General features: G+C 50.5%; 11 protein-coding genes and 1 pseudogene. 1 reads left to right on the top strand and 11 read right to left on the bottom strand.

The annotated features are described in order from the left end of the window. Nucleotides 1-44: 44 nt before the first annotated feature. From CGZ75_RS00495 to bioA, 10 genes are all read right to left on the bottom strand, one after another. Complete coding sequence (locus CGZ75_RS00495; RefSeq protein ID WP_089522134.1) at nt 45-740, bottom strand: HAD family hydrolase; 696 nt, start codon at nt 738-740, stop codon at nt 45-47. Between the two features lie 221 nt (nt 741-961). After that, nucleotides 962-2,347, bottom strand: coding sequence for an IS4 family transposase (locus tag CGZ75_RS00490; RefSeq protein ID WP_245850652.1), 1,386 nt, complete (start codon nt 2,345-2,347; stop codon nt 962-964). Between the two features lie 608 nt (nt 2,348-2,955). After that, nucleotides 2,956-3,525 (bottom strand): manganese catalase family protein, encoded by a 570-nt coding sequence (locus tag CGZ75_RS00485; protein WP_089522132.1) that lies wholly within the window; start codon nt 3,523-3,525, stop codon nt 2,956-2,958. Nucleotides 3,526-3,937: 412 nt separating this feature from the next. Then, nucleotides 3,938-4,288, bottom strand: a complete 351-nt coding sequence (locus CGZ75_RS26125; RefSeq protein WP_089522128.1) for a spore coat protein CotJB — start codon at nt 4,286-4,288, stop codon at nt 3,938-3,940. Nucleotides 4,289-4,295: 7 nt separating this feature from the next. After that, on the bottom strand, nt 4,296-4,526 hold the full coding sequence (locus CGZ75_RS25675) for a spore coat associated protein CotJA (RefSeq protein ID WP_176444794.1): 231 nt from the start codon (nt 4,524-4,526) through the stop codon (nt 4,296-4,298). A 585-nt stretch (nt 4,527-5,111) separates the two neighbouring features. After that, nucleotides 5,112-5,948: a malonyl-ACP O-methyltransferase BioC gene (gene bioC, locus CGZ75_RS00465; RefSeq protein WP_089522125.1), complete on the bottom strand. Its 837-nt coding sequence runs from the start codon at nt 5,946-5,948 to the stop codon at nt 5,112-5,114. Then, the gene (locus CGZ75_RS00460) at nt 5,911-6,702 is read right to left on the bottom strand and encodes an alpha/beta hydrolase (RefSeq protein WP_245850651.1); all 792 of its coding nucleotides are present in this window, start codon (nt 6,700-6,702) and stop codon (nt 5,911-5,913) included. Before CGZ75_RS00460 ends, bioC begins: the two co-directional genes overlap by 38 nt. Beyond that, nucleotides 6,699-7,877: an 8-amino-7-oxononanoate synthase gene (bioF, locus tag CGZ75_RS00455; RefSeq protein WP_089522123.1), complete on the bottom strand. Its 1,179-nt coding sequence runs from the start codon at nt 7,875-7,877 to the stop codon at nt 6,699-6,701. Before bioF ends, CGZ75_RS00460 begins: the two co-directional genes overlap by 4 nt. Further along, on the bottom strand, nt 7,864-8,619 hold the full coding sequence (gene bioD / locus CGZ75_RS00450; protein ID WP_089522121.1) for a dethiobiotin synthase: 756 nt from the start codon (nt 8,617-8,619) through the stop codon (nt 7,864-7,866). The genes bioF and bioD overlap by 14 nt, the downstream gene beginning before the upstream one ends. After that, nucleotides 8,616-9,980: an adenosylmethionine--8-amino-7-oxononanoate transaminase gene (gene bioA / locus CGZ75_RS00445; RefSeq protein ID WP_089522119.1), complete on the bottom strand. Its 1,365-nt coding sequence runs from the start codon at nt 9,978-9,980 to the stop codon at nt 8,616-8,618. The genes bioD and bioA overlap by 4 nt, the downstream gene beginning before the upstream one ends. 275 nt (nt 9,981-10,255) lie before the next feature. Here bioA and CGZ75_RS00440 point away from each other — a divergent pair, with 275 nt between their 5' ends. Next, the gene (locus tag CGZ75_RS00440) at nt 10,256-10,804 is read left to right on the top strand and encodes a hypothetical protein (protein WP_089522117.1); all 549 of its coding nucleotides are present in this window, start codon (nt 10,256-10,258) and stop codon (nt 10,802-10,804) included. A 612-nt stretch (nt 10,805-11,416) separates the two neighbouring features. Here the strand turns inward: CGZ75_RS00440 and CGZ75_RS24295 are convergent. After that, a pseudogene (locus tag CGZ75_RS24295) lies at nt 11,417-11,545 on the bottom strand (IS66 family transposase); the annotation flags it as partial.

The following is an 11,545-nucleotide window of genomic DNA, read 5'->3' as shown; positions in this document are numbered from 1 at the left end:
TAATCCATAACCGATCCGTTTACAAGCTCAAACATCAAAAAAAGCTATACCTTCGGAAGTAACTGCAGCAGCTCCGCAAAGTGGCTAATTCGCACATCGGAGCCATCCAGCTCAGTCGACGCGCCGAAGTCCGCATAAGCGCAGCCGACGACAGCGAGGCCGTTTCGCTTTCCAGCATCAACATCGGAAGAGCGGTCCCCGACCATCCAAGCCGAAGAAACGGCATGCTCGTCCAGCAGCAGCCGAACCAACTCGGCTTTTGTTGCCGTGTTGCGACCTCCGGCGGTGTACAAGCCATCAAATAACACCGCCAACCCTTTGTGCTGCACGATGGCCTCGACATATGGCTGCAATCCATTGCTTGCCACAAACAGTCTCACGCCTTGTTCCCGGAGAGACTTCAGCGTTTCCGGCACCCCCCCATACAGTTGGCCTTCACCTGCGGCCAGCCCTTCCAGCTCAAAGTGCAACAGCAGTTCGTTGGCCCGGCTGCGTGCCTCCTCCGTAGCAGTCGGCATAAGCTTCAGCCAAATGTCCTCAAGCAACATGCCCAGACAACCGAGCAAAGCTTCGACGGGCGGCTCAGGCTCTACGTACAGCCCTTCCTCTCTCAGCGCAGCGAATATTCGGCTATGCGCCTGTAACAACAATGTCTCCGTCTGCAAGAGCGTGCCATCCATATCAAAAATGACCGCATCAGGCCGGAATAGACTTTTTCTCTCGTGTACATGCTCTGCCATGTTCGGACCTTCCCTCCGCCTCATTATCTCCCCCACACTATATATCAGGCCGTAAAGTACGGCAAGAAAGCAGTGCGGCGTCTACTGCTTCTACGGATTCTTCCGCTTCTTCGATTTCTCTCGGACGGGGTACGAATGCAGTTGGAACTCGAGCATAAAGACCGGTGCGCCACTGCTAACGGATCTGAGAGCTAAGCTTTACCCACAGCGCAGGAAATAAATTACAATAAATAGCGATAGCTTTCGAAGACAGTTTGGAAGGCTCGAATGCCGCGCCAGAGCACTTTGGCTCCGGGATCGCCGTCACCTTTTCGTCCCAAAAAGCCACCGAGTTTGGCCAGTGCCATTACACTTTCATGCAACGTAGGTGGATTTGGGGGGAGCGTGTTGGTCTTATAAGCAATGCGGTGAAGCACCTTCCATTCCTCGTCGTTCATGACTTCAGTACACGGCGCGTCTGGCTGTTGACGAGCCAGATAGGTCAGATGCAGAAGTTGAGCGGCAATAATGGAATAGAACAAGATGAGTTTCTTCAGCCGATCCCCATCACGTGCTTGCATCTTTTCAATTTCGCAACCGCTCTTCAAAATGTAATGGAATCGCTCGATCTTCCAGCGTTGGACGTACCACGCCACTTTTTCGCTCGCCTCGTCTACCGTCGTGATCGGGAGGTTGGTGAATAAAAACCATTCGATGGGCGCTTGTCCCTCAAGCGGTGTCGTTTCCACGGCATGAATGATGGTACAGGTGAGCGGTGAATACCCGGCGCGCTTTTGTTTCAAGTGGGCCGGTACCTGTACGGTATCGGTCAAGAAGCGGATTGCCAGAGTCGTTTCCCGAGTGGGCACCCCGCGGCGCGTATCTCGCGGAATGGATACGACAATCTCACCCGCTACCGGCTGCTTGCACACATCGTCCCACATGCGTCCTTCGGCTTCTGTGATGCGGTTTTGCATGGAACGAATCACATACGATTGGTTGTCCGCCTGCAACGTAGACAAGAACTCAAAGAAATCCGCTTCCCGGTCTCCCACATGAATGAGGTGCATGTCCGAAGGGAGACCCTGGACGCTGGCTTGCGCTGTCTCGGTCCACTTGTAATTTTCTTTTTCTTCGTAGGGACGACTGACTTTCCGCTGAGCTTTGAGCCCCAGTTCGCGCGCCCAAATCTTTTGATGGAGGAGGCCCATCGGGAGTCCGGATGGCGTAAGTACTAGTGCGGAATGCACCAGCAACCCTTTGGTTTGCTCGCGGTTATACGCACCAAGTCCAGGCGTCTTTCCCCGATTTCCAAACTTGATTTCGGTCGTATCTTGCACGCACAGGAACATATATTCGCCTGTTTGCTTCATCTGCCGAAGCGTTTCGGTCCGATAGGCATTCATCACATTTTCTTCGTTTATCTCTGAATTCTGCAACAAACGAGAGATGGCTTTGGCTTCCGCTGCATCCTGACTGACCTCTGCAATGGAGGCGCCCGGATTATGGGATAGCGTCTTCATGGTCTGAATGAATCGGTTCAGCGTCCGTCCGCAATGGATGTACATGCGACGAAAAAATTCAAAGTCCGGTGTGAGTAAAGAGGAAGTTGCTCGGGTATTCGACATTTCATCCGCCTGCCCTTATCTTCTTTTTCACTTATCATACCGACTTTGTCTGCGAGGGGACACCCTTTTATGATTTTCAATTTCCTGGAAATGTTGTGGGTAAAGCTTAGATCTGAGAGAACTTATTTGACCGCTTCCTCCAAAAAAATCGATATTATTGGGGAATAACGCGTCTCAGTTCCGCTTGAATCCCAATTACCTCCATTCTGACTAAATAGCGCTTCTGAGTTCCGTTAGGGCATCCTTGTTCGCTCGTGCGCTTGAAATCTAGTTAGTTGTTGAGGTCGCTACGCACGGATTGCTCGGATTACTCGGATTGAGGGTGGTCGTTTAATACTTCCTACTCGGTACTTTGCAGTTAATTAAAGCCAGCACACAGCCCCGGTAGTGCCAAGATGAGTATCGTAACAATATAGTAAATCTTCACCGTCTTCGAGCAGCTCCCAGCGCGCGGTTGGATGACATATGTTGACAGCAAACCACGCGCCCAGCATGGATACCATATGCAATGAATGCACGAGTATAATATAACAAAAAAGCCGGGAAACCCGGCTTGGTATGTTAAGCGGCATGCTGTTTTACGATGATCCAGTATGATCCACAGTAAACTAATAGACCTTTTTCTGTCCTATATCCGCCTTTACGATCTCGACCGCTTCCTTGAAACGCATCGCATGAACGATCTCCCGTTCGCGCAGAAACTTCAGACTGTCCTGCAAATCCACATCATCTGTGTAGTCGATGAGCCACTGATACGTCGCCCTCGCCTTCTCTTCTGCCGCAATATCCTCGTATAAATTCGCTAGCGGATCACCTTTTGCCGCAATGTATGATGCCGTCCACGGAACGCCTGCCGCATTCTGGAAGAACAGATCCCCTCCGTGATTGACAAAATCCGTACCGAGTCCTGCCTCCCTTAGCTGCTCCGGTGTTGCGTCCTTGGTCAATTTGTAGATCATCGTTGCAATCATCTCGAGATGCGCAAATTCCTCAGTGCCGATATCGTTCAGGACGCCGATTACCTTGTCCGGGATCGTATACCTCTGGTTCAGGTAACGGAGCGCTGCCGCCAGCTCTCCATCCGCTCCCCCGTACTGCTCCGTCAGAAATTTCGCCATCATCGGATCACATTTGCTTACCCTTACCGGATATTGCAACTTCTTCTCGTACAGCCACATACCGCATCCCCCCCTTTGGAATCGCATCATCGGATAAAAGTTTCATCCCTACTACTCCGGCTTGACCGCTTCGCACACTCCCAAAATTGACCCGCCGCTTATCCGCTCATCAAACGGCGAGCCTGTCGCTTCCGGCGCCTCTAAGTGCCGCAGTGCCGACGATGCCGCAGCCAGGCCGGCCGCGCAAAGGCGAGAGCAAGCTCCGCTGCAGCCGGTTTTGCGGGCTTCCTCCCTGCTGACACCTTTGCGGACTCCCTCCTTGCTGCTACCTTTGCGGGCTCCCTCCCCGCTGCTACCTTCGCGGATTTCCTCCCTGCTGCTACCTTCGTGGATTTCCTCTTGCTGCTACCTTCGTGGACTTCCTCCTGCTGCCGACACCCGGCGCTATTTCTCCTAGCCCTTTGCACATCCGTTATACCTGCCATGGCCATGGTGTTTCGTTCCACTGCCATGGATAACGCGAGTAGCTGTTACCGAAGTTGACCAGCGGTCCGTATTGCATCTCGAACTGCTGTGCCACACCTTTTCTTTTCTGAGCGAGCTGGTTGAACTGCTGAATGGCCTGTAGATCCCCTGGATGTGTATTTAAGTACAGATTCAGCTCCACGAGAGCAAAATCCAGTATCTGAAGCTCTTTCAGCTCGGCATAGTACGCATCCCGGTCAAATGCCGGCTGCTCCTGTTGTTGCTGTTGTTGCTGTTGCTGTTGCTGTTGCTGTTGCTGTTGCTGTTGCTCCTGTTGTTGCTCTTGCTCGTCGCTCATTACCCCCTCAACTCCTTCCGCATCCCGGTTCATAAGGGCTGTACAAGGCTGGCCAAAGCGTTCCGAGACGAAGCGCCTCCTCCAGCGGATACTGCGGTAGGCCTGTTGGCTGATAAAGAATGTACTGATTCGGCGGAATAACGTATTTCTTCACGCCGATTGGCGGGCAGGGATCATGCGGCCCTCGAAAAGGGTACCATTCCCGGTATCCCGCTCCAGGAACGCCAGGCGGCGGAATCTCTTCCTGCACTGCCGCCTGCACGCCATAGCCTGCGCCGGCTCCCGCCCCCGCTCCATAGGCGGCTGCTGCAAGTTCCGCCTCGTTGCGGTAAGCGGGCGGATAACCTCCTCCCCCGTTGCCCCGGCCAGCTACGGATGGATCATAACCGCCGCCGTATGCACCGCCATAAGAAGGCTGCGCGTACTGGCCCCCTCCAAACTGCTGTCCGCCGTAGCCGCCTGGTGCTCCAGCATACGGCTGTCCCCCCGGCGTTCCGTAGGCTGATCTTGCTGACTGATTGTTCATGCCGTTGCCTCCTCGCCTGTTCCAGCTGCCGCCCCTCTGGATGGCTGCGGCCGAACGCATGCTTTGCTGCTCCGTTAAGACTATGAACAACTGCTTATCCAACTTGCCTTTTTTCTTTGTTGGTTAAGCTGAGCTCTGCGAGGTTGGAGGTCCACACACTTCCCGTAACGCACAAAACTGGCGTGACAATAGGCCAATTCCTATGGGTGCTTCTTAAGTGCGGTTTGCTATCTCCCACTCGCTATGTACCGTTCACTATGTGCCATTCGCTATCTGCCGTTCTCTATGCACCGCTCGCTATGCGTCGTTAGAATCACCAGCGAATGCCCGCATCAAAAGAAGGTCATAACTGACCGCCACGCCCCCCGGCACGCTAAACTTAGTCTCATATTCCTTGTACATACTGGCAAACAGACGCCGCATACTGAGACCGCTTGCTGCAGCGGCTCCCGATGTGCTCGCTCCCATAGCTTTTATCGAATATAAAAAGTCCCTAACAGAAGTATACGTTTCCACATGGAGTTTACGCTCCGATTGAACACGGGAGAATCCTGATTTATTGAGCAAGTTAATCCATTGATCCCCCGTTTTAAACGAAAGCCCGTGCCGCTGCGGCTCCATCCCTCTGGCTCGATAAACTTCCTCGAAGGCTTCATGCAGCTCATAAAAAGTATCGGGTCCGAATGTTGTGAATACGAGCAAGCCTCCGGGACGAAGCATTCTCCGAAAGTGGCTAAACGTTTGCTCAGGATGGCTCAGCCATTGAAAACAGGCGTTGGAAACGATGATATCGTACATGGCCGATGGTGCATCAGCCCCCCATATTTCAACATCAGCATGAAGAAAGCTTACTCGATCACCGGAGAAAACCCGTTTTCGAGCAAGCTTTATCATCTCAGGCGCGATATCGAGGGCAGTAATTTTCGCATCATGCCATTCTTTAGCTAACATTTCTGTCAGAGCTCCCGTACCACAGCCGACTTCAAGAATGTTAACTTTGCCATCCCTCTCCTTCCAGCATGGAAGAGATTCTACAAGCTGGATGGACATCATCCGCTGAACATGAGCATGAGCGTCATATGTAGTTGCATTGCGGTTAAATTGGCGCCCAACTGGGCCCATTTTGCCCCTCATTCCACCATCTCCTCCATTCATCCGCTATAAAATTTTCCCTACCTAAAAATGGGATATGACCGCAGGCAGGTATCGAATATAATCTTGCATCCGGCAATTGTTCCTGTAGCTCCAATGCGGCGCCGTAAGGGCAAATCTTATCCTCAGCGCCATGAACAATCAGAACGGGACAACGGATGTTCGGCAGTTCAGTCAAATACTCCTCGCTTCGCAAAATCTGAAGGCCTGCAATTAGAGCAGAGCTTGTCCAACTGCCCACCGGGGGAAGCTTTTTATGCAAATCGACCTCCCACTCTACGTCCGTGAAAATGAGCTTGCGGAACTTTGTTTCAACAGCTTGCCGATCTTGAGTGATTCCTGTGATCATCCCCCTGACATAGGGGTCGGGCCAACCTCGCTCAGCCTCTTCTTTGGAGCGGGTGAAACGCGCGGTCGCGGCAAACAATACAAGACTATCCGCATATCCTTTGGCCGCTAGTCTAAGTGCTAACAGCCCGCCGAGCGACCAGCCCGCCACAAGGAGCGGAACACCACCCTCTCTAGCGACGCACAGAGCATTTTCAGCAGCCATTTCCGTCAAAAGCAGCATGCCCTCTACCGAATCGGCCTCGCTTAAATCCACAGAAATATGATTGTATTCCGGCAGGAGTATACAGAGCCGCTCAAAAACCATATCTGTCATGCTCCATCCGCTCAGCCACAAAATAATGCCTCTATGATCCTTCTCCAATTTTTTGTTCCAGGCCATACTCATGGGCTCAAAACCCCTAATTGATGCCCGATCAGGCGAATTTTTGAGACCGCGTCGGCCAAGTCTTTATCCGTATGAGCTGCTGATAAGGAAAAGCGGATTCGAGCCGTATTAACGGGGACAGTCGGTGGACGGATAGCAGTTGCTGTTATACCTTCCGCTTCGAGTGCCGCGCTGAACCGAAGGGCTGTATCGTTATTTCCTAAAATAAGCGGAACAATAGGAGAGTCACCGGCAGCAATGTTAAATCCCGAAGAAAATAGAGAGGATCGAAACAACTTGCTTGCCTCGTTAAGCTTTTTCCGGCGCCAATGTTCAGCTTGTACAAGAGCTAACGCCTTTGAAGTACCGGCTACAACAGAAGGAGGCAGTGCAGTTGAAAATATAAGCGGTCTCGCTTTATTTACGAGCCATCGGATCAACATGCGGCTGCCACACACATAAGCCCCGTACATGCCAAACGATTTGCTGAACGTTCCCATATGGATATCAACTTCATCCTGAAGCCCGAGCTGTCGACATAATCCCTCGCCATGCAACCCATAAACGCCTCCGCTATGCGCCTCATCAACCATTAACATCGCTTCGTACTCATTTTTGAGCGCAACGAGCTCATGCAGAGGGGCTTGGTCGCCATCCATGGAGAAAACAGCATCTGTTACGATTAACTTCCGCCGTTTATCACGGTGTTTATGGAGCAAAACACGTAAATGATCCATGTCATTATGGCGATAGCGAACATGCTCCGCGCGGCTCAGCACGATGCCATCGGTAATGCTTGCATGATTCAATCGATCGCTGAAAACAACATCTTCTCTGCCCACCAGCGCTGTAATAACCCCGACATTGGCCATATAGCCATTTGCAAAAACAAGCGAAGCTTGGCAGCCCTGCCATTCGGTCAAAGCTCCTTCAAGAAGATCATAAGGCAGCCGATTACCAGTCACCAAGCGCGATGCGCCGGAGCCAGCTCCTTCCGAAAGCAATGCCTGACGCATCGTTTCAATTATGGCAGGATGCTGAGTCAGCCCAAGATAGTCATTGGAGGACAGGTTAAGCATCGACCGCCCACCTCGCGATATATAACCGGGGGACTGAGCCACCGGGCCACTCTTGTTTAGGTAACGCTCCAACGAGTCGGCAGCTAATAGTTGGAGTTCTTTCTCAATCCACTGCATGGTCGTTCTCACCCTTAAACAGCGCCTCTCGGATAGGCTGAAGTGATAATGTTCTTCGAGCAGTTTGATTCAGCATTTCTGCAGTTGCTTCGGCTTCCACACGGGGAAAACGACCGAGCACCCCAATGCCGCCGTATTGCTCGATCAACTCGGCATTTGCAGCAACGCTGGGATCGTCAAACACTTCCGCAGATTCACCATCATTTAATACAACACCAACAATCGGGATTCCGCGCTGCCGTAGGAATGAAACAGTTAGCAGGGTATGGTTAATCGTTCCAAGGCCAGAACGCGCTACAATCAGAGCGGGCATGCTAAGCTCCGCGATCAAGTCAGCCACGATGGCATTTTCGGTCAAAGGAACGGCGACGCCGCCCGCGCCTTCAACAAGCAACGCCTCATACCGTTCAGCGAGCGGTAAACCAGCGGCGATCAGCTCTTCTAACTTGAGGGTTACGCCAGCCTGTCTGGCCGCAAGCATCGGCGTAAGCGGAGCTTCATATGTAAATGGAGCGATTGCCTCGGGCGGCTCATTGATTCCCGTGCTTTTCAGCAGCCGCTCAGCATCCGTCGTACCGCTTCCAATTAGGCCTCCCGATTGGACGGGCTTCCAGACGCCCGCATTTATCCCTTCAGCGCGCAGCGCAGCGGTTAAAGCCGCGGTGACAATCGTCTTCCCGACACCAGTGTCCGTCCCGGTTACGAACAAACCACGAATCTTTGCAGCATTCACTCGACTCATCCAACTGCGCCCTCTTTTTCCGTGACATAAAGGATCGATTCCGCCAAAATATCCGTCATCTCATCCAGCTCAGCTATACTGCTGGCAAGCGGTGGAATAAAAACGATGGCATTCCCGAGTGGTCTCGTTAACATCCCGAGTTCTCTTGCTCGCAAACTCGTGCGAACTCCAACCCGCTCCGCCCAGTCGTACGGCACTTGTGAAGCTTTATCCCGGACAAGCTCGATGCCAATCATTAGTCCCTGTTGCCTGATCTCACCGACATGGGGACGATCTTTAAGGGCAGCTAGCTTTTGCTCGACGAAGGAAGCCTTCACCTTGACTCCTTCAACCATGTCGCGTTCTTCCATCAGCTTCAAACTGGCCAAAGCAACGGCGCAGCCGAGTGGATTTCCCGTGAAGGAATGACCATGGAAAAAGGTTTTCTGCTCCTCGTAATCGGCATAAAACGCATTGTAAATCTCATCGGTAGCAAGCGTCGCTGCCACGGGCAAATAACCGCCAGTCAGCCCTTTTCCCATGACCATCAAATCAGGCGAAACTCCTTCGAGATCACAAGCGAACATAGCGCCCGTTCGGCCAAAACCAGTCGCCACCTCGTCAGCGATAAACAGAACTCCATACTCCCGGCAAAGTTCAGCCATCTGGCGCAAGCAATCCCTCGGCATGACGATGATGCCCCCAGCACCCTGCACGATCGGCTCTACAATGAGAGCCGCAATTTCATCGGCCCGCGTTTCGAGTAAATAACGGAGTGCAGTCAGCGTAGCGTCCATCGCCTCCATCCCATCACCACCATAACGATATGGATAAGGGTACGGAATCGTAAGCGAAGGAAACAACATGGGGCGAAACACCTCATGAAACAGAGGAATTGCCCCGACGCTCACCGCACCTATCGTATCACCGTGATACGCTTGATCCATCGTGATGAACGTTGTTTTATTTCGGAAACCTTTGTTATGCCAATACTGAAACGCCATCTTGATCGCAATCTCGACTCCAGTCGCTCCGGAATCAGAGTAAAATACTTTGTTCAATCCTGGCGGAGTTATTTCTACCAGCTTCTCTGCAAGTTCAATTGCCGGCACATTGGCCATGCCGAGGAGGGTGGAATGGGCAACCTTCCCTAACTGCTCCGTTATTGCCAGATTAAGCTCCGGAACATTATGTCCATGAACGTTGAGCCATACGGATGAAAAGCCATCATAATAAGCCCGTCCTTGAACATCGTAAAGCATGACACCTTCACCGCGTTCGATAATGAGAGGGGAGGAGCTGTTGTACTCTTTCATTTGAGTAAAAGGATGCCATAAATAAGCCTTATTCAGAGTAGCAAGCCTTTCGTATTCGCTTGTCATATGACCATCTCCCATGGATATATGTTAACCTTTTTAATTTAAATATAGGTTAACAAATGAATGGGGTTATTCTATCAAACTAGTATTCCAGTGTAAAGGAAAGGTTAAAAAAACAGCACCTACGGACAGCGCAGGTTAACAACTTGTGGATCGTCTCGGAGTCGAAAAACGCCAAATTCAAAATGGGAAGAAGGAATTTACGAGCACAACTCCAATCTCTTGAACAACTCAGCTGAGATCCCAGCAAGTCCCCCATCCGATGGGGCTGATAAGGGATGGGTTTCATGGTATACACTACCTATATGGGGAAAGCTGTTTTCGAAAAATCTTTGCTCACTCTCACTGGGATTATTAGAGGTATAACAGCTGATGTAGAAATCCGATCTGAGGAAATAGAGGAATTGCAAAATTGGTGCTTACTGCAAAATCAACATCGAAATAAACATCCATTCAAAGAAATTATCCAACTAATCGTGGCATCTTTGGAAGACGGCATACTCTCCATTGAAGAGCTAGATGACATGCGATGGGCATGTGATTCCTATATAAATAAGTCGCCATATTATGGCGTAGTTGAACATGATATTCAGGAGCTTCATGGTTTTCTTCATGGCATTTTAAGTGACAATAAAATAAATAAAGAAGAAATTACAGAGCTGAAAAACTGGCTAAATCAAAACTCGCATTTGGAAACCGTTTATCCCTATGATGAAGCATACTCACTTGTATTCAAAGTTTTAGAGGATGGTAAAGTTGACGAAACAGAGGAAAAGATATTAAAAGCATTTTTTTTCGATTTTATTGTAAACTCAATCATCATATAACATCAATTTTGATGAAATGAAGACCGGTCGAAAAATAGAAAAGGCAATAGCACTTAGAAAAAAGGGGCATCGAATTCTTATCGTTCATAAAGTGGATTTTTGGGATGCATTAGCATGATCTGTTAATTATTATTGTTTAGGTACTACTTAGGTGCCTATAGAGGTAAATGAAAAACGTCCGAATAATCCTGCGTTGTGAAGGATCATCGGGGAGTGCTTCCCTCTCGATTTGAATGGAATAGGGTTTGAACTCGGCTTTCGTGGGCAACGCAACTTTTTTTGTACGATTTATCATATAAAATTTGGTTTATAACCGCCTCTTTTCAACACTTTGTATGATAAAACATACAAAGCCCAGCTTTCGTCGCCTATGCCCAGCCATTTTGAATGATTTATCGTACAATATCCAAAATATCAGCACGGCCCGAATGCATGTTGAGTGAAAAATCATACAAATTGTGCATGACCACATCAATACGAGACTGACTTGGTGGTACGACTTAGGCCTATCAAAGCCGCAGTTGCCCCGACAAGGCTGAGACAAACGAAGGGAGCAGCTCCAGCTCCAGCTTCATGATCGTCGAAACACACTACGCTTCGAGCCGATAGCCGGGCTCCTTCCGTCGTTCGAAAACTACCGGAAACCTTCTGTTTGATCTTCACCAAACGCGAGTTTCGCTTCGCTTGGTTGTTGTCAAACGGGATCTGGTCATCCGAATAGTGCTCCTCAACTACCATCAA

This window comes from Paenibacillus herberti, assembly GCF_002233675.1.
In the GTDB taxonomy this organism is placed as follows: domain Bacteria; phylum Bacillota; class Bacilli; order Paenibacillales; family Paenibacillaceae; genus Paenibacillus_O; species Paenibacillus_O herberti.
Note: the sequence above shows the minus strand (reverse complement) of the source record. Positions and strands in the feature narration are given on the sequence as shown.

What these genes read in the sequence shown, in the direction of transcription:
- CGZ75_RS00440 (WP_089522117.1), top strand. Translation starts at nt 10,256, where the DNA reads ATGGGTTTCATGGTATACACTACCTATATGGGGAAAGCTGTTTTCGAA.
- CGZ75_RS00485 (WP_089522132.1), bottom strand. Translation starts at nt 3,525, where the DNA reads ATGTGGCTGTACGAGAAGAAGTTGCAATATCCGGTAAGGGTAAGCAAA.
- bioF (WP_089522123.1), bottom strand. Translation starts at nt 7,877, where the DNA reads ATGCAGTGGATTGAGAAAGAACTCCAACTATTAGCTGCCGACTCGTTG.
- bioC (WP_089522125.1), bottom strand. Translation starts at nt 5,948, where the DNA reads ATGAGGGGCAAAATGGGCCCAGTTGGGCGCCAATTTAACCGCAATGCA.
- CGZ75_RS00490 (WP_245850652.1), bottom strand. Translation starts at nt 2,347, where the DNA reads ATGTCGAATACCCGAGCAACTTCCTCTTTACTCACACCGGACTTTGAA.
- bioA (WP_089522119.1), bottom strand. Translation starts at nt 9,980, where the DNA reads ATGACAAGCGAATACGAAAGGCTTGCTACTCTGAATAAGGCTTATTTA.
- CGZ75_RS00460 (WP_245850651.1), bottom strand. Translation starts at nt 6,702, where the DNA reads ATGAGTATGGCCTGGAACAAAAAATTGGAGAAGGATCATAGAGGCATT.
- bioD (WP_089522121.1), bottom strand. Translation starts at nt 8,619, where the DNA reads ATGAGTCGAGTGAATGCTGCAAAGATTCGTGGTTTGTTCGTAACCGGG.
- CGZ75_RS00495 (WP_089522134.1), bottom strand. Translation starts at nt 740, where the DNA reads ATGGCAGAGCATGTACACGAGAGAAAAAGTCTATTCCGGCCTGATGCG.
- CGZ75_RS26125 (WP_089522128.1), bottom strand. Translation starts at nt 4,288, where the DNA reads ATGAGCGACGAGCAAGAGCAACAACAGGAGCAACAGCAACAGCAACAG.